Genomic DNA, 25672 nt, shown 5'->3' with positions numbered 1-25672 from the left:
CTATCGCTAATTAATGATTCTTTTATTATCATTAAATTAGCATAATGCTTGATCAATAACCTGATAAACATCATCAATGGTGCGGCAGCGACGTAATTTATCAAGGTCGACACCGGTTTCGCTGTCTTCATCATCGAGGACGCGAGTCACCTCCATCAAGCCCTCCATATGTTCATCGGATGAACTGCCTGCTAAAGTGATCAGCACATCAACCGGTTCATCTTCACCCTCAAAAATAATCGGTTTTTTCAGTGTGACTAAAGCAAAGGCAGTTTTTAGCACACCATCTTCAGGTCTAGCATGGGGCAGGGCCAAGCTAGGCGCGATGCAAATATAAGGTCCGAGTTTTTCGACGCTGCTGATGATTGCCTCATGATAACTGGGTTTTATTGCACCTGAAGCGATGAGCAGGTCTGTACCTATCTTAATGGCATCACGCCAGTTATCAGCGGATGCTTGAAGCTGTATCGAATTATTGTCGATTAGTGATTGTTTAAATCCCATCATTGCGTTCCTATTTTTTAATGTTAAGGAAATCGATACCGCCATGAGCGATATCTATTCCTATGACTTAGGCTATTTATTTACGATAAAATTGGTATGTATGATATCGAGTAGTTCATCACCGAATGAGTTGGGGTTGAGCATATTTTGTACGCCAAGCACAAATTTTCCATCACCGGGATCCATCTCTGAGCTTAAATGCTTAGAAGAGACAATAATGTCTGTCGCTGTTAATTTCGATTTATAGTCAGATACTGCGCAGGAATCCATGATGTGTGGGATCCCCTTTTTCTCAAGATACTGGCCAATTTTCATTTTCATCATCATGGACGAGCCTTGCCCATTACCACAAACGGCTAAGATACGTACAGGTTTAGCTCCACTATGTTCAATAGGCGCGGATTCGGCTTCTTCACTAATACTAACGACGGGTTCGCTTGTACTCTGTGCATCTTCTTCGGCACGTAATTTCTTTGCCGCAAAATACATATAGACAACGGCTAAGGCGACAATGACAAAGAAGAACATTTTAGTGAACGACAAACCTTGCATAATGACAGGGAAGGCGAGTGCCCAGTCGGCCATGCCCATCCAACCACTGAATTCAGTTCCATGGTTGTTAATTAAGCTGATTGCCCAAGCTGAACCCAATACTTCGATGATGCCCATCACGAAACACACTTTCATGACCGCTTTCCAGCCGCCAAAATGGTTTGCAAAGATACCAATAGTGGCATTGGAGAAAAACATTGGGATAAAACCAGGGATAATCATAATTGGCGAATTAAATGCCAACATACCCAGAACGGCAACAAATTGCCCGATAGCACCCCACATAAAACCAAATACCATAGCATTAGGGGAGAATGCATAGATTGCCGCACAATCGATGGCGAGCACTGCATTAGGAATGACACGCTCGGAAATCCCTTTAAAGGCCTCAGAAAGCTCGGCAACAAACATTCGCACGCCAGTGACAATGATTTGGATAGCGACGGCAAATTTTAGGCCGGTTTCAATAATATAAATGGTCCAGTGGGTGGTTCCTGCCATGGTTTGTAGGTTGGGGATACCAAAGGAAATTAAGATCACACCAAAGAATAAGGTCATTACAATGGCAGTGGCGGAGATACTGTCGTGGAAGATATGCAGCCATTTGGGCAGTTTTAAATTATCAACACTGTCATTTTTATCGCCCAATTTCGGGGAAACTTTGGTTGCTATCCATGAAGCAAACTGTTGTTGGTGGCCGATAGAAAAACCCGCACCACCCGTAACTTCTTGTGTTGGCTTGAACATAATATTGGAGGAAATACCCCAATACAGCGCCATTAAAACCGAGGAGTATAAAATGGTTTCCCACATGCTTGAGCCGAGAACAAAATAGAAAACTGCGATTAAGCCAGCTTGTTGAAACATAATATGCCCCGTCAACATAATGGTACGAATACCCGTCACGCGGCGAAAAAGGACTAAAAGAATGTTAAGGGCGAGGGCTAATAAGACGGTATAGCCCACCCAAGAGTAGTTATCCCCCATCGCTTCCATCGTGGCCATCATGGAAGTGTAAGGGTCAATAACTGAGCCTGTCAGTCCGTGGTATTCAGACATTTTTTCTATGACGGGTTTAAAGCTGGAAACTAAGGTACTAGCACCCACGCCAACTAGCATAAACCCAACAATTGTTTTGATTGTACCCTTGAGGATCGTCGTACCATCGCGCTTTAATAGCCAATAACCAATAAATGTGACTAAGCCTAATAATAGAGGCGCTTTTGTCATTACTTGGCTGTAAAAAATATAGAAAGCGTCGTATAAAAAATCCATATTTTTACCTCTAATCAAATTGTATTTGTAATTTATCTGGGTCAGAGATGATTCATATTGATCGTATCTGGTGTTATTGCGATATAATCATTTAAAGCGGTCAAACAGTCTCGCAAAAATCAAAGGTGATCATATGTAATCACGAATTGCTCTTTTATGATTGTTTGCATTTGTCTGTTTTTTTACCAGTAAAAAAATGAATAAATGGCGACTTGATCACGTAAAATTTAAATTATCAATATATATCAATATGTTAATTTTTACTTATGTCAAATGTTGTATTTTTGCATGAGCAAAGGTTGACAACATTAGATGAGATAAATAGAATCAAAACTAATCACAGATAATCATTTTGAATCATTTGTCATCATGGTGGTGATTATTAACAAATAAGGCGATGATTATGAATGAAGTGCAAAGACACAATGAAATATTGTCGTTATTGGAATCACATCGAGTGATCAATGTTTCTCATATAACAGAACAATTTAGTGTGTCTCCTGCAACTGCTCGTCGTGATATTTCAAAGTTAGATGGGCAAGGTAAATTACGAAAAGTCCGTAATGGTGCTGAACGCATTGAAAATAAAAAGCGTAAGTGGTCACCGTTAAACATCAATAGCACTGAGCACTATGAAGAAAAATCAGAAATCGCGATTAAAGCCGCGGAGCTGTGTCTTCCTGGGGAAAGTGCTGTCATTAACTGTGGTTCAACAGCTTTTATGTTAGGACAGCAATTGTGCGGAAAAAACGTACAAATTGTGACTAATTATTTTCCATTAGCGAGCTATTTGATTGACCAAGACCATGATGACGTTATTTTAATCGGTGGGCAGTATAATAAGGCTCAGAATATCTTTCTAAACCCCGCATTGAACACGTTAATGGGTTACGCAGGTAACTGGATGTTCACTTCAGGTAAAGGATTAACCGAAGCTGGCTTATACAAAGCTGACATGCTAACCGCGGTAGCTGAGCAGCAAATGCTTGACCAAATTGATAAATTAGTCGTTGTTGTAGACAGTTCCAAGGTGGGTCATCGAACCGGAATGTTATTTTGCCCAGCTAAGAAGATAGATGTTCTTATCACTGGGAGGAATGCCAACTCTGAAGTTATCAAAGCGATTGCTGCACAGGGCACGCGAGTGATACTGGTTTAATTCCGTCGAATACCTGATTTTTTAATATAGACAAATTCAGCCGCCATGCCTTAATTTCTCGATTAAGGCATCAGGCTCCCTACATCTAAAATTCTAGAAAAGGTATTGTTACTATGAGCAAAGTAAATGAAATCACACGTGAATCTTGGATTTTAAGTACGTTTCCTGAGTGGGGAACGTGGCTAAATGAAGAAATTGAAAAAACGGTTATTGAACCCAATACCTTTTCAATGTGGTGGCTTGGGTGCACAGGAATTTGGTTAAAAAGTGAGGGAAATACCAATATTTGTATCGATTTTTGGTGTGGAACTGGGAAAAAAACGCAAAAAAATCCACTGATGAATAAACAGCATCAAATGATGCGTATGGGGGGGGTAGAAGCGCTGCAACCTAATTTACGTACTGCAATTTTTCCTCTCGACCCGTTTGCTATTAAAGAGGTTGATGCGATTTTAGCGTCTCATGACCATGCTGACCATATAGATGTCAATGTTGCTGCTGCGGTAATGCAAAACTGCGGTGACCACGTTAAATTTATTGGCCCTCAAGCCTGTGTGGATTTATGGACGAAGTGGGGCGTACCCGTAGAGCGCTGTGTGGTCGCCAAAGTGGGGGATGTGATTGATATCGGTGATATGAAAATCCGTGTATTAGATTCATTCGACCGTACTGCGTTAGTGACATTGCCACAGGGCGTTTCTTCCTATGATAAGCAAATTTTAGATGGTATGGATTCACGTGCAGTGAATTACCTGATTGAAACGACAGGTGGCTCGATTTACCATTCAGGCGATTCACATTATTCAAACTATTATGCGGCTCACGGTAACCGTTATCAAATTGATGTGGCATTGCTTTCCTATGGCGAGAACCCGCGTGGTGTGACCGATAAAATGACTTCATCAGATATTTTACGTGCAGCAGAGTCATTGGATTGCGAACGTGTTATTCCATTCCACCATGATATTTGGGCGAACTTCCAAAACGACCCACGTGAAATTGAAGTTTTATGGAATATGAAAAAAGAGCGTCTGCAATATAAATTTGCGCCGTTCTTCTGGCAAGTAGGTGGAAAATACACTTATCCAACGGATAAAGACCGTATGCATTATCAACATTTCCGCGGTTTTAACGATATATTTAAAAATGAACCTGAATTGCCATATAAAGCATTTTTGTAATTAATTGGTTTGTTAAGAAAAGCAGAAGGGGAAACTCTTCTGTTTTTTATTTGGGCTTAATAACGAAGAAACCGCCACGATGAAGTGACGGTTTAAGCTATTACATTTGAGATTATTCTTTTTCGTTTAAGATAAACATGCCGTATGGGTGGATCTGCAAATAGAGATTTTCCCCAACAGAAGGTTGTAATTGAGTGGCATTGATTTGCAGCAACATTGATTGACTATGCCAATCAACAGTAACCTCATATTGAGGCCCCATATAAGCAACGTGAGTCACCGTACAGCGTTGGCTATCGTCGCCTTGTAAACTCAGTGTGATGGCTTCAGGACGAACCCCCACAGTCACCGCAGTTTTATCAGTCACAAACTGTTCTGGGCGTGGTAAGCGATAATTGAAAATATCCACAGAATCCGCACTGAGTGTTGCAGGGAAAATATTCGCATCACCCATAAAGCTCGCCATAAATTTTGAGGCTGGCTGGCGGTAGAGTTCTTGCGGTGAGCCTAGCTGCATGATTTTTCCTTTATTCATCACTAAAACCATATCTGATACCGCAAAGGCCTCGCTTTGGTCATGAGTGACATATAAAGAGGTGATATTAAACTGCTGCTGTAACTCACGAATTTTTTCACGCATGCTTCGACGTAAATTTGCATCCAAGTTACTTAATGGCTCATCGAATAACAGGACTTTTGGTTTAAGGATCAATGCACGAGCCAAGGCCACGCGCTGTTGTTGGCCACCTGATATTTGGTCAACGAAACGGTCAGCAAAACCGGCTAAATCCACTAATTCTAATGCTTCCTCAACCCGTTTTTTAATTTCAGCTTTGGATAATCCTAACATTTTCAAGCCGTAACCGACGTTGTCACCCAAGGACATATGCGGAAACAGGGCGTAGGATTGGAAAACCATACAGATATCGCGTTGTTGAATGGAACGGTCTGTCACATCTTCACCGTCAATAAACATACGGCCTTCAGTCGGTTTTTCTAAGCCAGCCACTAAACGCAATACGGTGGTTTTACCGCAGCCTGATGGGCCGAGTAGGGTCACCATGCTACCTTGAGGGATTGAAAGACTTAAATCATCGATGACGGTATTGTTGCCAAAGCGTTTAGTCACATTTTTTAGTTCAACAAAATGATGTTGTGTCATGTCAGTTACTCCATGATTACTGTGCATTTTTGGCTTTGGAACGTGAAACACGGGCTTCGCCAATCAAATAGTCAAATAAGAAAATAATTGCCAACATTACGACAATCAGGATTGAGCCATAGGCAATGGCAACGCCATATTCACCGTCTTCAACACGGTTCAAAATATAAGCCGTTGCGACGCGAGTATCTGGAGTAACCAAGAACACAATCGCACTGACAGTGGTTATCGCGCGGACAAAGCTATAAATCAACGCGGAGAGAATGGCAGGGCGCAACAGTGGCAACAGGATAAAGAAGATGGTACGCATTGAACCCGCTCGTAAGCTGAGTGACGCTTCATCCAATGATTTATCAATTTGCCCTAAACCTGCAATACCAGCACGGATACCCACAGGGACGTTACGCATGGTCATTGAAATAATTACGATGGCAGCCGTTCCCGTTAAATAAAACGGTGAGTCGTTAAAGGCTAAAATGTATGACACACCTGCCACGGTACCTGGTACCGCAAAGCACAACATCGTCGTGAATTCGATGGTCTTTTTACCACGGAAGTCTTGGCGAACCACGATATAGGCAATCAGTAAACCAAGGATCGCGGTAATAGGTGCGGCAATACCTGCGTACAGAAGGGTATCCAACAATGACGGCCATGCCCCATCGCCCATGCCTTGACCAAATAATTTAATAAAGTTATCAAAAGTTAAGGTGTAATCAACTCCCCAGTTGACAGTGAAACTGCCGTAGAAAATACTGCCGTATAACAAGACGTTAAATGCAACCCAAATGGCTAAGAAAGTTGTTACGGTGGCAATTAACGATGTCGGTAATGGTTGAACATCACCACGGTAAGATTTTCCTGACACAGTGACATAGGAGCGCTTGCCTATCCACATATACTGAACGCAGAATACTAATAGTGAGAACACTAATAGTGACGCACCCAAGGTACTGGCGGCTTGATAGTCCAGCTGTGACCCGGTGATATAGAAGTAAATTTGTGTTGCGAGTACGTCGAAATTTCCGCCTAAAACTAATGGGTTACTAAAGTCAGCCAATGATTGCACAATAACGATTAAAAATGCGTTTGCCAAAGCAGGTTTCAGTAATGGCATAAATACATTAAAGAAAGTTTGGTAACGGTTGGCTCGTAAAGTATAAGACGCTTCTTCTAAAGATGGGTGAATGGTTTTAATTGCACCATCTAAAATCATGAATGACATTGGTGTGAAGGCGAGAACTTGCGCTAACCAAATCCCTGTAAAGCCATACAGCCAGTTGGTATTTTCAAGGCCCATATAGGTCGCAAGGAATTCAGTAATATACCCTGAGCGCCCCATCATCAAGGTGACTCCGAGTCCGACGACAAATGGCGGAGTGACGATAGGCAAAATAGAAAAAACACGGCCAATGATGGCAGAGCGTTTAGCAATACGCGTGGTATAAATGGCTAAAATTAAGCCAAAGAAAGTACAACCGGCCCCTACCGCTAACGATAAAAATACTGAGTTAATAATAACTTGGACAATATGAGATTGTGTCAAAATTGCCACAAAGGCGAATGGCGCAAAGTCGCCATTTCCATCCGTAAACATTGGGATAAAAATGGCAACACTTGGGAACACAATAAATAGTGTTATCAACGCAACAACGGTGATCAGCGAGCCAATAACAAACTGGTCTCCACCGAGCCATTCAAGGCGGGTTAACGCCAATGTCATCACCATTCCCAAGGCGATAAATAGCACAATAGCGGAGTAACCTAACCCTTTCCCTTCAAAGTAGGAGGTTAAGATCACCACCGCAGCGGTGACAACAGCCACGCCAATATCGAAATAATGGCGTGTTTTGTGATAACGGTCCGCTGGTGTTAACGGGCGAATAAATAAAATGGAAGGTAATAAATACCAAAGCCAGCTAATGTTTAGGCTACTCCAACCGTAAGCCGCTATGATTTCGTCTTGTGTTGAGTCAAGAACGCCGTAATCTAGGCTCCAAGAAGGTAGTAATGCGAAACCTAGCCAAGCAATCAGCAGCCAAAAAAAGATACTATCTTTTTTGGTTGGGGTCGATAAGGTTAGGGTTTGAGACATAGTTCCCCCTAAGCTCGTCATATTTTGCATTGTCACGGTGTTGGCTTATTTCGCTAACCCTAGTCACATATTTTTGCATGTTCTTAGAGATAACGTCACTTACCGCCTAGTGGCAACGCTCATAACTCGAAGCTTAATTAAATTAATTTTTTATTTTAGTTAAGTAAGTGCTCAGTGCGGCGAGTTAACGCCGCACTTAATACTATTTGCTCATTTTGACTTCAGTAACCCATTTGTTGATAAGGTTTTTACGGACGTCAGCATCGCCGTATTTATCCATATCGTAATTAATTAGGTTCAACTCATTGAGTTTCAATGAGATAGGTGAGGATTCAGCCGTCGTATTGGTCAAAATTTGATAAGATTTCCCTTCTTTCCAGCTCAGCTCTTGAGCTTCTTTCGATAAGACGAAATCGACAAACAGTTTCGCGTTGTCCATATTACGCGCGTTTTTCAGGATACTGATCCCACCGATTTCATAGCCTGTTCCTTCACAAGGGGCGATAAGTTCTAATGGCGCACCGTTTTCCACTTCTAATGAATAATCATGTAAGAAGCCAATACCAATTGCCGACTCACCACGAGCGGCATTACGTGCCGGGGCAATACCAGACTTAGTATATTGAGAGATATTTGAGTTTAGTTTTTTCAGGTAATCAAAGGCTTGCTCATTTCCCCATAATTGGTCGAAAGTGGCTAATGCGGTATAAGCAGTTCCTGAGCTTTGTGGATCTGCAATTTGAATTTCGCCTTTATATTCAGGTTTAGTTAAATCTTTCCAGCAAGTTGGGATTGGTAAACCTTTCTCTTTTAAGCGGTCTTTATTGACACCGAAACCTAAAATACCGATGTAAACAGCGGAAGAGTAGTTGCCTTTACGTTTTGCTGGGTCTTGGAACTGCGGCATGATTTCAGACAGATTCGGCGATTTGTATGGCTCAAGTAAATCCATTTCCCCAGCTTGTGAATGTGGGTCTAATGTACCGCCATACCACACGTCAGCTTGTGGGTTACGTTTTTCTGCTTCAATTTTGGCTAAAGTACTGCCAGAACCATTACGTACAAAGGTGGTTTTGACATCGTATTTCTTAGCAAAAGCTTGCGTTTCAGTTTCACACATGGCGTTAGTGGCGCTACAGTAAACAACTAAACGGCCTGCCGCATTCACAGTGGTAGAAATAGCCGCTAGTGATAAACCAGCAGCGATAAGCGTAGAGAGAGTTTTCAGTTTCATTTTCAGTCCTTTATTCAGGTTTTATTATCAGAGGGTGAAACAGTGCCTGCTAAATGCTCTCGTTTGCTGACATTGGCAATCAAAAGAGGCATTAGCAGTAATCCCATCAAAGCCGCGGCACTGGCTAGTAAAGAAAACATCCCTGACCAACCATAGCGTGCAATGACTTGAGAGAGTGGCCATCCAGCGATTGCAGCCCCTAAATAGGCATACAAACCCAGATAGCCCGTTACCGCTCCAGCTGCTTTTTTATGACAATATTCTGTTGCAGCTAGACCGATTAACATTTGGGGCCCAAAAACAAAAAATCCGATAGCAAAAAAACATACAGCCAATAAAGCGTAGTGATGAATTGGTGTTAACCATAAGGCGCTCACGGAGACACAAAGCCCCAATGAAAACAGTAGGATCATAGGTGCACGTTGGCCACGAAATAGGATATCAGAGCCCCAGCCCGAGCAGAGCGCACCTAATAATCCTCCCAATTCAAATAACGACAGTGTGGCATTTGCACTGAGTAAGTTAGTGCCATGCTTTTCTGTTAACCATAAATTTCCCCAATCGTTTATCGCCATGCGAATCAGATAAACCAAAATATAGGAGAAGCCTAGTAACCAAATCATTCGGTTAAAAATAATGGCATCTTTTAAAATCGTTAACATCGGCATGGGAGGGGACAAACGCTCTTGGCGTAACTCCAAAACATCTTGTCGCCATTGCCCCACGCTTGGTAGCTGTTCTTCTTGTGGTGTGCCACGTAATTGGCGGCACAGCCATAACCCAATGATGACACCAATAATCCCGGGGACAATTAACGCCATTTGCCAGCTGTACTGGGTTGCCAATAGTGCTGTAAGCAAAGGCAGTAACATTCCACCTAGGTTGATGGAAATATTCCACAGCCCCCACCAAAACCCACGCTCACTGCGTGAATACCAGTGCGTTAGAATACGTGCGCAAGGTGGCCAGCCCCAACCTTGAAAAAAGCCATTTAGTGTCCAGACAATTAATAACGCGGGAAACGATAAACAATAGGCAAAAATAATATTCAGTAGCCCAGTCATCACTAAACCGACGCCCATAAACCAACGGTATCCGGTAATATCGTGGAAAATTCCCGATAAAAACTTAGAAATACCGTAGGTTAAATAAAAGGCAGTCGCTATCCAGCCAATATCGCTTTTATCGAGAAACAGCTCGTTTTGCATGACAGGCATCACGAAGTTAAAACTCTTTCGCGTAAGGTAAAAAGTGGCATAACCAATAATCATTGATAGCATTAAGCGGCGACGCCAAAAACGATACGTGTTATCCAGACTCAAGGTGTCTTTACCTGTCATAGGGCGGTTTCTCTTGTTAGGCAGAATGTAATCAAGTTTTTAACAAAAAGGATGAGAGAAGGTATTAGAGGACTAGGAATTATTCCTAGTTTTGTGAGGTTTTATCTCAAAATGTGGGCAAGTTAACACTTATTTGTGTTCCATTTTGGGTGGTCAGTGTCCAGTCACCGCCTAAGGCTCGAACTCTCTCCTCAATACCGCGCAAACCAAAGCCACTCGTGCGTTTGCTAAATGGAATACCAACGCCATTATCATCAACAACTAGCTGGATCGAGTCACCTATTTGCTTAAGAGATATGTGGATTTGTGTGGCTTTTGCATGTTTACTGATATTGTTTAGTAACTCTTGGACGAGACGATAAAGTGTAAACAAAACCGTTTCATTGATCGGTGTTTCTTGTAAGTCATAATGAAATTGGCACTGGATATTATTTTGTGGGAAAGAAAATTCAGCAATTAAGTGCTTAAGTGCATTTTCAAGGGACATTTCATCCAATACGGGAGGGCGTAATTGGCGTAACATTTGCCGCGTAGATTGGTGAATTTGCTGGGCTAATTCATTTATTTGGCTTGCGGCTTGGTGGCTGATATCATCTGGCGCCGTTTTTTTCACTAGCATCGACTGAATTTGGATGGCAGTAATATTTTGCCCAATCTCATCATGCAGCTCACGGGCAATCGCTTTTTTGATATCCTCCTCTGTGTGCACGAGCTGCCGCATTAAGTCGCGGCGTGCTTTTAACTCCTCTTCTAGGCGTTGGCGATAACGCTGTAAATTACTGGCTAATTGTTTCTGCCGGCTAATTGCTATCCCAAGCCCAATGCCAATTAAGGCCTGGGTGCTGAGAAACATTTCTAACTCTTCTAAATCGGCAAATGCCCCGTGAAATTGCCGTGCAAAAGTAATAATTAAACTGCCTAATAATGCAGAAAGTACGCCACCTTGCCAGCCATAGCGGTAGGCCATAAAAACGTTAGGAATAAATACCAGAAGGACAATTAACCGTTCGATTTCGGGGGCGAAAAAAACTTGGACACTGAGCCCGACAACACAAAATAGAAAACACCAAACAATTAAGGATGTGCGCAATTGTTTATCTGGCGTTCCATAATCCAGTAACATCTGGTAGTGCTGTTCGTGGAGATACTCATAAATAAGGTAAACAAAAGGAGAAAGGAGTATTCCCCCTGTGAATGTTGTTAGAAATAACTGGCTAATGGAATAGGGTGATAACCCACTGAATAATAAGGCATGTAATACACTATTTGCGGCAACACCTGCGAGCAATAATAATAATCGTTGCCAATATAACGTATAGCGCCACCAGATGTTTTGAATGACAAAAGCAACACCTAGACTTAATAATGGAGACAACAGCAAAACAGGTTGAAAGAGAAGTTGCTCCGATGATAACCAAAAATTCAATATTCCTTCGCTAAGCAGCAGTGTTGGCCAGTAGCGCCGCCAAAGGATAATCATCAATGCTAGGCGCAAGCCTTGTGGAAGAAACAACGTTGCCTGAAAACTGTTTTGACTTAAATAAAAGCCGATGATCCACAACCCAATCCATAACAGGGAATAGGTAAAAAATAAAAAGATGGATTGCAGCGTTAACCGTAAGCTTTTATTCATGCCTGAATTACCTTGAAATTAGGTTATGTTCTAACGCGTAATGAACAAGGTCGATGGTATTTTCACATTGTAGTTTGCCTAAAATATTTGCGCGGTGCACATGCACAGTTTTATGGCTTAGTTCAAGTTGCTCTGCGATCACTTTGACACTCAAGCCAGCCACTAATAAATCAAACACTTCCCGTTCTCGGGGCGTCAGTTCTTGTAGGCTTTTTTGCTGTTGTGGTGAATGGCGTAGCGCTCGCATAGCATCAGAGCATAGGTAGCAACCGCCTTGGTGTACAGAGCGAACCGCTTGGACTAGCTCTTCAGGGCCACAACGTTTTGTTAAGTAAGCACTGGCGCCTGCATCCAATGCGCTTTGTACAAAGGCTGGGGTATCATAAATGCTCAAGATAATAGTGCGAAAATCAGGCTTTTTTTGGCGTAACCGTGATAAAAGTTGTAAACCGTTTTCATCTGGCATCGAAATATCCATGATGGCAACATCAATATCTAAATTAAGCAAATTAGGCCAAGCCTCTTGAGCATTGGCATATTGCCCGACAACCGAAATATCAGGTTCAAGTGTCAAAAGTTGTGCGAAACCAGAACGCACAACGATGTGGTCATCAACTAACGCGATTTTTATCATATTTTTTATCAATTTGATGAGTAGGGTATTGGGAAATCTTATATCAATATAGGAAAAGATAAGCTAGAAGCAGAATGTAAAATTCTGCTGTTCATCTATAATGACGAGCAATTTTTTTATTGGGGTAAAATTTTCACGCAAACTTATTTATATTGAATAATAAATAACCAAAAAACAAGATGTATAAAAATAGCGACAAACCCCCCATAGGGGTGTCTCCAAAAGGAGACATTTATCTTATTGATAAATATAGACTTATAAGATTGGTGTTTAGGGTGTCTTAAATTAGCGACAATATTGAGAAAGAGATAAACCGTTTCAGTGTATCCAGAATCACTGAATAGACTGTGAAAAATAAATTGTCTTATTTTTTAATGTTTTAAAAAATAAATTGAAAAGTTGGCACGGCTTGTGCATAATAATATTCAGTTGCTCATTCAACTTCTTATGTAGGTCCAAAATTAGTTGGGTACATACCACATAAACCAAGAATGACGCCAAAGTAAGGTGCCTACCGTCCAACAGCACAGATATTCGCCTTAGGGCCTTATCAAACACAGGGCGACACGTGGAGTGAGGCACCACCTATATAATTATCTTTAATGTAAAGACATAATTATATAAAGCAGTAACCATCAGAGTAGTTGTTATCGCTGGCGGGGTAAAGGTGAGTCCTTTATCCCGCCTTCCTGTTTTATGCCCATCATAATGCTTGTCATACTTCGAACCGCAGCGTTGTTACCTGCGTTCAGCTACTCTAGTCACATACTTTTGTATGCTTCATAGAGATATCTTCTCTTGTCGCCTAGCTGCAATCCGAATTATTTAGGGCATAGCTGAAGATATTTTAGACGAGTCAGATATTAAACAATTCGCTTTATAGAATATACCTACCTGAAAACTATTGTCTTTTACCAATTAACTTGGCACGTTCATTGCTATTTCACTCTTATACTTAGTCTGATTTTAACGCTATGGGACACAGAATTTGGATTGTGCTTTTCGCATTACAGGGAGTTCTGCTACCATTGCAATACGTTTAATGGGTATGAGATGAATGTATTGAGTAAATGGCGTTTTTTCCCTCGCTCCTTGCGTCAACTAGTTGTGATGGCATTTTGGCTTGTACTGCTTCCTTTATTAGTATTAGCCTATCAAGCATATCAAAGCCTTGAGCAACTGAGTAACCAAGCAGCCAATATCAATAAAACCACGTTACTTGACGCACGGCGTAGTGAAGTGATGAGTAGCCTCGCATTAGAAATGGAGCGGAGCTATCGTCAATATTGTGTTTTGCAAGATGCCACATTGAAAACCCAATATCAGAAACAGTTTGCTGACTACCAGCAAATGTTTGAACGCCAGAGTACTATCTTACCCGCCTCGTCAGATACTTCCGCGTTGACTAAAACATTGGATGCGCTTAAGACGGTCACATGTGAAAACAATGAACCAACAGAAAAAATCACACGGGCTTTAGAACAATTTTCTACTGAGAATGCCTTATTAGTGCAAGAAACTCGAGATGTGATTTTTAGCCGTGGGGAACAGTTGCAAAAAGCGATTGCGAATAAAGGCCAACTATTTGGTTGGCAAAGTTTAATTTTATTCTTATTAAGCGCATTGCTAGTGGCACTATTCACTCGGATGATTATTGGCCCCGTTAAAGCTATCGAGCGAATGATTAACCGTCTCGGTACTGGGCGTACGATAGCCAATAATATTGAGCGCTTTAAAGGCCCTAGGGAGCTACGGACAATCGCACAGCGCATTATTTGGTTAAGTGAACGATTAGCATGGCTTGAATCACAGCGCCACGAATTTCTCCGCCATATTTCACATGAATTAAAAACGCCTCTTGCAAGCATGCGTGAAGGGACGGAGTTACTCGCGGACGAGGTTGCTGGGCCATTAACCGTGTCTCAAAAAGAGGTTGTAGAAATTCTTGATCACAGCAGTAAGCATCTTCAGCAACTTATTGAGCAATTACTTGATTATAATCGTAAGCTTGTAGATGACCCACCAGAAGCACAAATCGTTGATTTACAAAAACTCATTGAAGATATCGTCAAAGCACATAACTTACCTGCACGGGCTAAGAACATCAAAACAGAAGTGCGTTTAAAAGTGGATAGCTGTTTAGCTGAACCCTCACTTCTTGGGCGAGTTATTGATAATATCTATTCCAATGCGGTGCACTATGGTGGCGAATCAGGTAATATTTGGATCTCTAGTCGCCAAATAGGTAATAAACTTCTGATTGAAGTTGCGAATACAGGAACGCCAATTCCTGAATCTGAGCAAAGCATGATTTTTGAGCCGTTCTATCAAGGCTCATTACAAAGAAAAGGTGCTGTTAAAGGAAGTGGGCTAGGGCTAAGTATTGCGCAAGATTGTATTAAACAAATGGGAGGAGAACTTTCTCTCGTTCCCAATAAATCAGCAGATGTCTGTTTTAGAATTGAACTGCCTCTAACCGCAGAGAATGAATAATGGTAAATCGGTCTACAGGTGTTTGGGCGGTACTTTACCGTAACGCATCGTTAAATAAACATAATCAAAGAGTACCTTATGTGATGAGACGTACGGGGCTCAATTTTGGGGCGGTTTTATTTTCCCTAATTTTAAGTGGTTGTGTAGTCAAGAATGGTCAGTCACCACTCGAAACTCTGGCCCAAGTCGTTGTGCCAGAAGTTAAAGTTACAGACTACCGTTATACATCATGTGAAACGATTTGGAATAATGACCAGCCAACTGCACGGGAAAATGCACTATTTTGGTTGCGAATGATGGACTGTGCTGATCGCACTGAAACCAGTCAAGCACGTGAAGACGCAAGCAAAATAGAAGTAACAAACTGGTCGAGCGCATTTCAACATAATATTTTGTTGAATTCTGCGGATCCGTCCATTGCAGAGCGCCGTAAAATGCTTGATAGCATAAATACGTATAGTTTGAATTTTCCAACAGCCGTAAGGCCATTATTACAATTATGGCGTGAGCAACAAGTGCAAATTATCAACTTGTCAGACTCAGGGGCTCGCTATAAACGCTTACAGCAAGAAATGGATAGCAAACTCGACCGTTTAAAGGAAGATAATGCTAAATTGGCTTTCGAGCTGAATACGACCTCCCGTAAGCTTGAAAATTTAACGGATATTGAACGTCAGCTTTCTTCTCGCAAAAAAAGCACGAACGAAACCGAAAAAGACGTGGAAAATGGGGGGGAAGGAGATAAACCTATTTCCTCAGAAGAGCCAAAGCCGGGTAACAGCGTATCTTCTCCAGTAGAACAAAATTCATCGGAGAATGAACAAAAATGACGAATCGCAAGTCAGCAAGTTTATTGTTAGTTGACGATGACCCAAGCCTTCTTAAACTGTTAGGTATGCGCTTGAGTAGTGAAGGTTTTAAAGTCACTACAGCAGAAAGTGGTCCAGAAGCACTAAAAATCTTACAAAAAGAAAAGTTAGATTTAGTGATCAGCGATTTACGCATGGACGAAATGGACGGCATGGCGCTATTTGATGAAATTCAAAAAGCGCATCCAAATATGCCTGTCATTATATTAACGGCACATGGCTCTATCCCTGATGCAGTAGCAGCAACGCAGCGGGGCGTATTTAGTTTTTTAACTAAACCTGTCGATAAAGACGCGTTGTATAAAGCGATTGATGAGGCACTCGCGCTCTCCTCGACACCGATTAGCGATGAAGAGTGGAGCTCTGGCATTGTCACACGTAGCCCCTTAATGATACGGCTATTAGAACAAGCACATATGGTGGCGCAATCTGATGTTAGCGTATTAATTAATGGGCAAAGTGGTACAGGTAAAGAGGTATTAGCTCAGGCTATTCATAAAGCTAGTCCTAGGGCTCGTAAGCCATTTATTGCCATTAACTGCGGTGCACTGCCTGAACAATTATTAGAGTCTGAATTATTTGGCCATGCGAAAGGGGCTTTTACCGGTGCAGTCAGTAACCGCGAAGGGTTATTCTTTGCAGCCAGTGGTGGTACGTTATTTTTAGATGAAATTGGCGATATGCCAATGCCATTGCAGGTTAAATTATTGCGGGTATTGCAAGAGCGCAAAGTTCGTCCTTTAGGCAGTAACCGCGATTTAGACATTGACGTGCGTATTTTGTCTGCAACTCACCGTAATCTTCCTAAAGCGATGGAAAAAAATGAGTTTCGTGAAGACCTCTACTATCGCCTGAATGTGGTTAATTTACGTATTCCTGCGTTAAATGAGCGTTCAGAAGATATTCCTTTATTAGCTAATCACTTATTACGTGAATCTGCATCACGACATAAACCTTTCGTACGCAGTTTTTCCAGTGATGCAATGAAATGCTTAATAACAGCGAGCTGGCCGGGTAATGTCCGCCAATTAGTGAATGTTATTGAACAGTGTGTTGCATTAACTACGTCCCCAGTTATCAGTGAAGCGTTGGTTAGCCAAGCCCTGCAAGGTGAAAATACGGCCTTGCCGACATTCGTTGAAGCACGTAATCAATTTGAATTGAATTATTTACGTAAGTTATTACAAATGACGAAGGGAAATGTCACCCAAGCAGCTCGAATGGCAGGACGAAACCGTACAGAATTTTATAAATTACTTGGCCGCCATGATTTAGAAGCCAATGATTTCAAAGAATAAATAAGAATTATTTACCACATGGTTGTTATCGATTACATTATGTGGAATAAGGCAATTCATATTCACGCTCCGGGAGAAAAAACACCTTATGAGCCGTAAGCTTAATATTTCACTAGCACAACTTAATTGGTTAGTCGGTGACATCGAAGGCAACTGCGAACGCATGTTGCAAGTTGTGAGTGAACAAGCACCAAACACAGATATTGTCATGTTTTCAGAACTGTCTTTGACAGGCTACCCACCAGAAGATTTGATTTTTCGTGGCGATTTTGAAGATCGTTGCGTCGCACAATTAGAACGGTTACAAAAAGCAAGCTCAGAGACAGCGATTATCGTTGGTCACCCATGGTATGAAGGGGATGATATCTATAATGCATTATCATTTTTCTACCAAGGTAAACTGCACGCACGTTATTTTAAACAAGAGCTACCCAATTATGGTGTGTTTGATGAGCCTCGTTATTTTACCGCAGATGAAAAAACCTGTGTCGTTGAATTTAAAGGCTATCAGCTTGGCTTATTGATTTGTGAAGATATTTGGTATGACGAGCCGGTAGATGCAGCCAAAGGGGCTGGCGCTGAAATATTATTGACAATCAATGCATCTCCTTATGACATTAATAAAGAACATATTCGAACCGATTTATTAGTCGAACATTGTAAACGCACTCATATGCCAATTGTGTATCTCAACCAAGTGGGTGGGCAAGATGAATTGGTGTTTGATGGCGGCTCAAAAATCATTGCAAACAAAGGCAAGCAAACCTTTAAATTGGAAGAGTTTAAAGAGCAGGTTATTACAGTGCAATTTGATGAACTTGCACTGGTGAGCGAAGGTAGTGTATTTATTGAAAATGACCCTGTTGCACAGGTATACCAAGCCTTAGTCATGTCAACTCGTGACTACATCAATAAAAATGGTTTTAATGGGGCTATTTTAGGGCTATCAGGGGGTATTGACTCAGGGCTGACAGTGGCTATTGCTGTTGATGCAATAGGGAAAGAGCATGTGCAAGCAGTGATGATGCCATTCCGTTATACCTCTGAAATGAGTATTCACGACGCTAAAGAACAAGCTGATTTGCTTGGTGTTGAGTTTGATATCGTATCTATCGAGCCGATGTTTGATGCATTTATGGCGCAGTTAACGCCTATGTTTGAAGGGACTGCGGTTGATACAACTGAAGAAAACTTACAAGCACGGTGCCGAGCGGTTATTTTAATGGCGATGTCGAATAAACGCCGTCGCTTAGTGCTGACTACCAGTAATAAGAGTGAGTCAGCAGTCGGTTACTCAACGCTTTATGGTGATATGGCGGGTGGGTTTGATGTGTTAAAAGATGTGCCTAAAACCCTTGTCTTTGAGTTGGCTAAATACCGTAATACATTATCTCCTGCAATCCCACAACGTGTGATTGATAGGCCGCCATCAGCAGAACTTGCGCCAGGCCAATTAGATCAAGACAGTTTACCACCTTATGATGTGCTAGACGCCTTATTAGAAGGTTATGTGGAAAAAGACTTGTCAGTGAATGACCTAATCAAACTTGGTTTCGATAAAGACGTAGTACGCAAAGTTGTGCGTCTTGTCGATATTAATGAATATAAACGTCGTCAGGCTCCTGTTGGGCCACGTATTACGATGCGTAATTTTGGCAAAGATCGCCGCTATCCGATCACCTCAGGTTTTGGCCGTAAAAACTGGTCATAACAGGAATTATTTATGAAAAAAATTGATGCAATTATAAAGCCATTCAAACTTGATGATGTCCGTGAAGCGTTGGCAGAAGTCGGTATTACAGGAATGACCGTAACTGAAGTGAAAGGTTTTGGTCGTCAAAAAGGGCATACTGAACTTTACCGCGGTGCAGAGTATATGGTCGATTTTTTACCTAAGGTAAAAATTGAAATTGTTGTCCCTGATGACATTGTTGAAAACTGTGTCGAAACCATTATGCAAACGGCACAAACAGGTAAAATCGGTGATGGGAAGATCTTTGTTTATGATGTCGCCCGCGTGATCCGTATTCGTACTGGTGAGCAAGACGAAGAAGCGATTTAGTCAATTTAAGTTGATATGAAAATGCGGTAACGGAAAATACACAGGAATGGGATTAGAATTGCGTATTTATTATGCGAGCCCGTTACCGCTAAATTAGAAAACTACGAACATTTAACTATTTAACCAATTTTCTTCAGTTAATATGTTTCATAGAATGCTCTCCTAAACAGAAGAGCATTTTTTTGTGCATTAATTGAGGGGCAATACCTTGTGTGGTCCAAAACATTCATAGTGAATCGCATCGGCATCGACACCCATTGCAATTAACTGCTTACCTACGTGCTGCATAAAACCAACAGGGCCACAGAAATAGAACTGCATATTCGGTTGCTCAATCCATTCACGTACCAATTCTAAATTCATTAAACCTTCATATTGGTAATCAAACCCGAGGCGATCTTCCTCTCTTGGTTGATTAAACCAAATCGCAGATTGGCTAATTTGCTGTTTTGCTAGTAGTTGTTGAATCTCGTGCCTGAAGGCATGAACTGCACCATTCTCAGCGGCATGGAACCAATTTACTTGTGCGCTGTGAGCTTGTTCTGTTAGATGATTTAACATACTTAACATTGGGGTTAAGCCAACCCCTGCCGAAATTAGCGTAACAGGCGTTGTATTATCAACATCGATAAAGAAATCCCCACATGGAGGTGCGAGATGCACGCTGTCACCTTCATTTAACTGTTGATGTAAGAAATTAGAAACGGCGCCTTGGTCTTCACGTTTTACCGCGATACGGTAGCTACGACCATTAGGGGCAGTAGTCAGTGAGTATTGGCGGATTTCTTGGTTTTCAAATCCCGGGTTGTTGACATAAATCGTGATATATTGGCCTGGGCGGTAATCAGCGACAGGTTGCCCATCGACAGGAACAAATTCAAAACTTGTGATCACATCACTTTGTGACTGTTTTTGCGCTAATTTAAATTCACGTAAGCCTTCCCAACCCCCATTTTTATCTGCATTTTCTTGGTAAATCGCAGCTTCTCTACCAATAAAAATATCGGCTAAAACACCGTAAGCTCTTCCCCATGCATCAAGCACCTCTTGGCCTGGGTTAAGGAGTTCATCAATAGCCGCGAGTAAGTTTTCCCCGACAATAGGATAGTGCTCAGGTTTAATATTTAAGCTTACATGCTTTTGGGCGATTTTTTCGACAGCTGAAATGAGAGCTTCAGGAGTTTCAATATGCACAGCATATGCGCAGATAGCATTGAAAAGGGCTTCACGTTGGTCCCCATTCATTTGGTGAGTCATGTTAAAAATATCTTTTAACTCAGGATGCTGTTTAAACATCCTATCATAAAAATGTGCGGTCAGTTTTGGCCCTGTTTCAGCAATGGCAGGAATGGTGGATTTAACAATGGCGATGGTTTGGCTATCTAGCATACAGGTGCTCCTGAATTATTTTCATGTTCTCGTTATCGTTAAGGTAAAAAGCTATTTTTTGTAATATCAAAAATATCTCTTTGTACATCAGTGAGATAATATTATTTCATCTCAGTTAACCTCTATTTTTTGAGATCCATGAAGGCGATTTATAAAGATGCATTTTAAATACAACTTATAATATTTAAGGGTTTATGTAAAGACTCAAACCGGGAAAATAGGGTGAATTTAGGCACATAATGAGAAGGGGATTACAAATCTGGAGGTTTGTCCGTCAAAAATTAAAATTTGGGCTATTTTATAATGAAGCCTTCAGAAGCAAATGAAGTGAAAAAAATTAATGCAATCGTTTGCGTATATTTTTTCTTTAGGGCTATCTCAAGAGTGAAAAAGAGTTTACACTGTGTGTCATTGCGATGAATCGATTTTCAACCTATTGAATTGCTGAGGCAGGAGAAGCGAATGTTAAAGCGTGAAATGAATATTGCTGACTACGATCCAAAATTATGGGAAGCAATGGAGCAAGAAGTACAACGTCAAGAAGAACATATTGAATTAATTGCTTCTGAAAACTATACCAGTCCACGAGTCATGCAGGCTCAAGGTTCTCAGCTAACCAATAAATATGCAGAAGGTTACCCAGGCAAACGCTACTATGGCGGTTGTGAGCATGTTGATGTGGTCGAGCAATTAGCGATTGACCGTGCAAAAGAGCTATTTGGTGCTGACTACGCAAACGTACAACCACACTCAGGTTCACAAGCTAACGCTGCAGTTTATATGGCGTTATTACAACCAGGCGACACCGTTCTGGGGATGAACCTTGCACATGGTGGCCACTTAACCCACGGTTCACCAGTTAACTTCTCTGGTAAACTGTATAACATCGTACCTTATGGTATCGATGAAAGCGGTAAAATTGACTACGACGATATCAAAGCGCAAGCGGAAAAACACAAACCAAAAATGATTATCGGTGGTTTCTCTGCGTACTCAGGTGTGGTTGATTGGGCAAAAATGCGTGAAATCGCAGACAGCATTGGTGCTTACCTGTTTGTTGATATGGCTCACGTTGCAGGTTTGATTGCTGCGGGTGTTTATCCAAACCCAGTGCCTCACGCACATGTTGTGACGACAACGACACATAAAACTTTAGCGGGTCCACGTGGTGGATTAATTTTAGCTAAAGGTGGTGACGAAGAATTATACAAAAAAATCAATTCAGCAGTGTTCCCTGGTTCTCAAGGTGGCCCTTTAATGCATGTTATTGCAGGTAAAGCGGTTGCTCTGAAAGAAGCGATGGAACCTGAGTTTAAAGTTTATCAACAGCAAGTTGCTAAGAATGCGAAGGCGATGGTCGATGTTTTCCAAAAACGTGGCTATAAAGTGGTATCTGGCGGTACTGAAAACCACTTATTCTTAGTTGATTTAGTTGATAAAGACATCACTGGTAAAGATGCAGATGCAGCACTTGGCCGTGCGAATATCACTGTTAACAAAAACAGTGTACCGAACGACCCTAAGAGCCCATTTGTAACGTCTGGTGTACGAATTGGTTCTCCTGCGATTACGCGCCGTGGCTTCAAAGAAGCAGAAGCGGGTGAGCTAGCTGGCTGGATGTGTGATATTCTAGACAACCTCAATGACGAAGCGACCATTGAGAGCGTGAAGCAAAAAGTATTAGCAATTTGCAAAAAACACCCAGTTTACGCATAACATAACGTAATATTAATTACCTAAACCCGCTTCTACATGCATGTATGAGCGGGTTTTTTGCATTGAAAAAACGGAGGAGTGATGGTCATTCCATCAACGCGTTGGCTAGCTATTGATTATTTTACCTACTTTTTTGCCTACAGTATTTTCTTACCATTTTGGTCAGTTTGGCTACAAGGTGAGGGAATTGATGCAGAAATGATTGGCGTTTTGTTAGGGGTTGGGCTAGCAGCCCGTTTCCTTGGCGCGATGTTTATTACTCCTTTAGTTAAAGAGCCCTCGAAGTTGATCACGGCTCTACGCTTACTTGCTGGGCTTTCGCTCATTTTCTCTGTTGGCTTTGCTCTGGGGTCTCACTGGGCATGGCTATTATTTGTGATGATTGGGTTTAACCTATTCTTTGCGCCGATGGTTCCACTGGGAGACTCTCTGGCGGGGGCATGGCAAAAACAATTTACCTTTGACTACGGCAAAATTCGCGTCTGGGGGTCGATAGCCTTCATTATTGGCTCCTCATTGATGGGGTATTTAGCTGGTGTTTGGGGTAATAAAGCCATCATGATGGCCTTGATAGTAAGCTGTTTAGCATTATTACTAGGCGCAATGCTGAAGCCAGCAATTATGCCAATGGGGGCGGCGAAAGCGGATGGCGGTAATAAGGTTACATTTAAACAATTGATAGCAGACAAAAACGTCGTTAGGTTTCTCATCTGTGTCACGTTACTGCAAGGGGCTCACGCGGCTTATTATGGCTTTGCTTCCCTATTTTGGAAAGAAGCTGGCTATTCAGACTTAGTGATTGGTAATTTATGGTCGCTCGGTGTCGTTGCTGAAGTCATTGTATTTATGTTAAGCCACCGTTTATTTAGGCGTTGGAGTGCTCGCAATTTACTGCTGTTATCAGCCTTTTGTGGAATTATTCGCTGGGGCTTGATGGGCGCGTTTACGGCATTACCGGTGTTAATTGTGGTGCAAATCCTGCACAGTGGTACTTTTACGGTTTGCCACTTAGCGGCAATGCGTTTTATAAGTGCAAGAAAAGAAAATGAAATTATCCCATTACAAGGTGTTTACTCTGCACTTGCAACTGGTGGTGGGTTAGCTGTACTGACTATTATTGTCGGATACATTTATGAACGAGTACCTGCTCATCATGGCGTAGTTTTTTATTTAATGGCGCTTCTTGCTGTTCCTGCATTATTTATTCGGCCTAAAGTTACCGCTCAATCCTAAAATCACCAATCAAGCTATGAAAGGTGTTAAACCTATTTTATAGCTTGGTTTGGTATTGAATTTGTTTTCCAGTGTCATCAATATAAATCATTGTTATATTTTCTCCGTGATTAATATCAGCGGTTGAAAAGTAAGTTTGTGATGAAAATGGCTCTACCATCGAGCTTTTTGCAATAGAACGACTTTTATTATTAGCCAGATAGATATTGGCAATATTTAAAAAATAAGGGGTCGGGTTGTTGACGACAATACCGTCTTTAGCTAAATGAAATTGGATGTTTTTGATGACATTGTTTGGCTTTTCTGTGAGGTTTGTAGGGCGATAAAAAACTTTAATTCGTGTTTGAATGGCAAACTGTAGCATATTGGCACTATTTATTTGTTTTGGCTTTGGCGCAATGTCTAATACATTTAAATAAAATACAGACTCTTTATTCGTAGGGAGTTTGTCACCAATAAAACGTATTTGTAATTGAACTCCGTCATTTGCTGCGATTTTAGTGACGGGGGGCGTTACAATAAATAGTGCGTTCGTCGTTTCTGGTGTCGAGTCCGGATTACCTTCATCCACCCAGCTTTGAGTTAATGTGGCTTGTTCACTGTAATTAGTAAGTTGAATTCCGACGGACTTTTTATCACTAGGAAAAATAATTCGTGTTCCTTGTAAAACAAGACTTGCACTTGTTTCGAAGCTAAAAAATAGTAATGTAGCGAACCCTGTAATTTTAATGAATCCCACCATGGTATTTTCCTTGTTAATTATATGACATCACAATTGTTGCCGTACTTGAGACTTGCCCTTGAGTGACACTATTTGTGTTGTATGCATGGTAATAAGCCCCTAAATTTACTGAAAAAGAAGGGGAGATTGGATTTCCCTTGAGGACAGAAAAAATATTTGTCGCTCCATTTTTAGCTGCCACACTATCTGAAAGCACTAACGGTGTATTGAGATTACTTGCGCTAACTAATCGGAAGCCAACGCCTTTAGCGCCTTGGCTAATGGTATTATTCAATGTTGCTTTATCATTTGAGAGCAAATTGCTACTGGATAAAAAAATAGATACATCACGAGAAGCATTACCGCCTGCTAAAAAGTCTTGGCAAGTAAAATTAAGTGTGAATGGCGTGTAGCCCGCTCTGGTTGCAGTTTTCACTGCATTGATGCTTACTGGGGGTAGCGAAACGACTAAACCTTGGTTAACAAAATTACAGGTAGTGAGGATTGGATTATAAGTTAAGGTAATTGTTTGTAAGTAGATATCATCGGCACTGGTTGGCCATTGTAGCGTTAACAGAAAAGTGACTAATTTGACTACAATATCTAATAACCACTGTAGAATTCCCAAGCTGGATGCATCAGAGGCGAGTACAATAGGGGTAACTGTGGCGGTGCTTCCTGATACTTCGACATAGTTGGTTCCGGGTTTAGTCGCAAGCAAATTAAATTGAACGGTAAAATTTGTATCGAGTTCACTACCTTGATGTACACCTTCCGTAAGGCCGATAACCCTATCTTTTTCTAATGCAGTGACTGTAATTGAGACAAACTGCTTTCCACCATTAAAACCAATAGTGGCGGTTCTACCTTGGAAAGGAGATGCGATACCAATAGAGTTAGGAAAAAGTATCCCTCTTGCAGTACAGGTAAAAGTTCCAGGGTAGATGGTTCTACTATTTTTACTAACTTGAGTCGATGTACTAGTGAGCTCTGTCGATAAATCAAAAGTAAGAGCGGGAGCCGTCACGGTAGAAGTTTGTCTACAATGCGCTGAGGAATACTGGCTGTAAGCCAATATACTGGAAAGCATCAGTGCTAAAGTGATTTTTTTCATCATATTTT

General features: G+C 41.4%; 20 protein-coding genes. 9 read left to right on the top strand and 11 right to left on the bottom strand.

Translation table 11 applies throughout. The features are described 5' to 3' along the window. Window positions 1-36: 36 nt before the first annotated feature. Both G6Q48_RS16195 and G6Q48_RS16190 read right to left on the bottom strand, forming a co-directional pair. On the bottom strand, window positions 37-504 hold the full coding sequence (locus G6Q48_RS16195; protein WP_166267610.1) for a PTS sugar transporter subunit IIA: 468 nt from the start codon (window positions 502-504) through the stop codon (window positions 37-39). Between the two features lie 72 nt (window positions 505-576). Next, the gene (locus tag G6Q48_RS16190) at window positions 577-2331 is read right to left on the bottom strand and encodes a PTS ascorbate-specific subunit IIBC (RefSeq protein ID WP_102137522.1); all 1755 of its coding nucleotides are present in this window, start codon (window positions 2329-2331) and stop codon (window positions 577-579) included. A 403-nt stretch (window positions 2332-2734) separates the two neighbouring features. Here G6Q48_RS16190 and ulaR point away from each other — a divergent pair, with 403 nt between their 5' ends. Beyond that, entirely contained in the window at window positions 2735-3490 is a 756-nt protein-coding gene (ulaR, locus tag G6Q48_RS16185) for an HTH-type transcriptional regulator UlaR (RefSeq protein WP_102137523.1), read from the top strand. 113 nt (window positions 3491-3603) lie between these two features. Then, on the top strand, window positions 3604-4671 hold the full coding sequence (gene ulaG / locus G6Q48_RS16180) for an L-ascorbate 6-phosphate lactonase (protein ID WP_102137524.1): 1068 nt from the start codon (window positions 3604-3606) through the stop codon (window positions 4669-4671). 112 nt (window positions 4672-4783) lie between these two features. On the opposite strand, the gene fbpC is transcribed toward ulaG, so the two are convergent. The 6 genes from fbpC to G6Q48_RS16150 form a co-directional block, all read right to left on the bottom strand. Beyond that, window positions 4784-5833, bottom strand: coding sequence for a ferric ABC transporter ATP-binding protein (gene fbpC, locus G6Q48_RS16175; RefSeq protein ID WP_166267558.1), 1050 nt, complete (start codon window positions 5831-5833; stop codon window positions 4784-4786). Window positions 5834-5849: 16 nt separating this feature from the next. After that, on the bottom strand, window positions 5850-7928 hold the full coding sequence (locus G6Q48_RS16170; RefSeq protein WP_166267556.1) for an ABC transporter permease: 2079 nt from the start codon (window positions 7926-7928) through the stop codon (window positions 5850-5852). 202 nt (window positions 7929-8130) lie between these two features. Next, a complete protein-coding gene (locus tag G6Q48_RS16165; protein ID WP_102137526.1) occupies window positions 8131-9162 on the bottom strand; it encodes an ABC transporter substrate-binding protein in 1032 nt (343 codons plus the stop codon). A 14-nt stretch (window positions 9163-9176) separates the two neighbouring features. After that, entirely contained in the window at window positions 9177-10502 is a 1326-nt protein-coding gene (gene uhpC, locus G6Q48_RS16160) for an MFS transporter family glucose-6-phosphate receptor UhpC (RefSeq protein ID WP_166267554.1), read from the bottom strand. A 106-nt stretch (window positions 10503-10608) separates the two neighbouring features. Continuing rightward, a complete protein-coding gene (locus G6Q48_RS16155; protein WP_166267552.1) occupies window positions 10609-12135 on the bottom strand; it encodes an MASE1 domain-containing protein in 1527 nt (508 codons plus the stop codon). Window positions 12136-12142: 7 nt separating this feature from the next. After that, complete coding sequence (locus G6Q48_RS16150; protein WP_102137529.1) at window positions 12143-12769, bottom strand: response regulator transcription factor; 627 nt, start codon at window positions 12767-12769, stop codon at window positions 12143-12145. 1053 nt (window positions 12770-13822) lie between these two features. On the opposite strand from G6Q48_RS16150, the gene G6Q48_RS16145 reads away from it, so the two are divergent. The 5 genes from G6Q48_RS16145 to glnB all read left to right on the top strand — a co-directional run bounded on the left by G6Q48_RS16145 (window position 13823) and on the right by glnB (window position 19491). Further along, complete coding sequence (locus G6Q48_RS16145) at window positions 13823-15262, top strand: sensor histidine kinase (protein ID WP_102137530.1); 1440 nt, start codon at window positions 13823-13825, stop codon at window positions 15260-15262. After that, window positions 15262-16092: a two-component system QseEF-associated lipoprotein QseG gene (qseG, locus tag G6Q48_RS16140; RefSeq protein WP_102137531.1), complete on the top strand. Its 831-nt coding sequence runs from the start codon at window positions 15262-15264 to the stop codon at window positions 16090-16092. Before G6Q48_RS16145 ends, qseG begins: the two co-directional genes overlap by 1 nt. Continuing rightward, complete coding sequence (gene glrR, locus G6Q48_RS16135; protein ID WP_102137532.1) at window positions 16089-17429, top strand: two-component system response regulator GlrR; 1341 nt, start codon at window positions 16089-16091, stop codon at window positions 17427-17429. The genes qseG and glrR overlap by 4 nt, the downstream gene beginning before the upstream one ends. Before the next feature lie 88 nt (window positions 17430-17517). Beyond that, window positions 17518-19140, top strand: coding sequence for an NAD+ synthase (locus G6Q48_RS16130; protein ID WP_166267550.1), 1623 nt, complete (start codon window positions 17518-17520; stop codon window positions 19138-19140). Between the two features lie 12 nt (window positions 19141-19152). Continuing rightward, window positions 19153-19491 (top strand): nitrogen regulatory protein P-II, encoded by a 339-nt coding sequence (gene glnB, locus G6Q48_RS16125; protein ID WP_004912721.1) that lies wholly within the window; start codon window positions 19153-19155, stop codon window positions 19489-19491. Between the two features lie 189 nt (window positions 19492-19680). On the opposite strand, the gene hmpA is transcribed toward glnB, so the two are convergent. Further along, entirely contained in the window at window positions 19681-20880 is a 1200-nt protein-coding gene (gene hmpA / locus G6Q48_RS16120; RefSeq protein WP_102137534.1) for an NO-inducible flavohemoprotein, read from the bottom strand. Between the two features lie 462 nt (window positions 20881-21342). On the opposite strand from hmpA, the gene glyA reads away from it, so the two are divergent. Continuing rightward, a complete protein-coding gene (glyA, locus tag G6Q48_RS16115) occupies window positions 21343-22596 on the top strand; it encodes a serine hydroxymethyltransferase (protein WP_102137535.1) in 1254 nt (417 codons plus the stop codon). Between the two features lie 81 nt (window positions 22597-22677). After that, window positions 22678-23829, top strand: a complete 1152-nt coding sequence (locus tag G6Q48_RS16110; RefSeq protein ID WP_102137536.1) for a 3-phenylpropionate MFS transporter — start codon at window positions 22678-22680, stop codon at window positions 23827-23829. A gap of 37 nt (window positions 23830-23866) precedes the next feature. Here G6Q48_RS16110 and G6Q48_RS16105 read toward each other — a convergent pair whose 3' ends face one another. Together G6Q48_RS16105 and G6Q48_RS16100 are read right to left on the bottom strand one after the other, a co-directional pair. Next, window positions 23867-24571 (bottom strand): fimbrial biogenesis chaperone, encoded by a 705-nt coding sequence (locus G6Q48_RS16105; RefSeq protein ID WP_166267548.1) that lies wholly within the window; start codon window positions 24569-24571, stop codon window positions 23867-23869. A gap of 13 nt (window positions 24572-24584) precedes the next feature. Next, window positions 24585-25667, bottom strand: coding sequence for a fimbrial protein (locus G6Q48_RS16100; RefSeq protein ID WP_207393049.1), 1083 nt, complete (start codon window positions 25665-25667; stop codon window positions 24585-24587). Between the last annotated feature and the right edge of the window lie 5 nt (window positions 25668-25672).

Source organism: Providencia sp. M-27, from assembly GCF_011077905.1.
Taxonomy (GTDB): domain Bacteria; phylum Pseudomonadota; class Gammaproteobacteria; order Enterobacterales; family Enterobacteriaceae; genus Providencia; species Providencia huaxiensis.
This window is presented reverse-complemented; position numbering and strand designations above follow the sequence as displayed.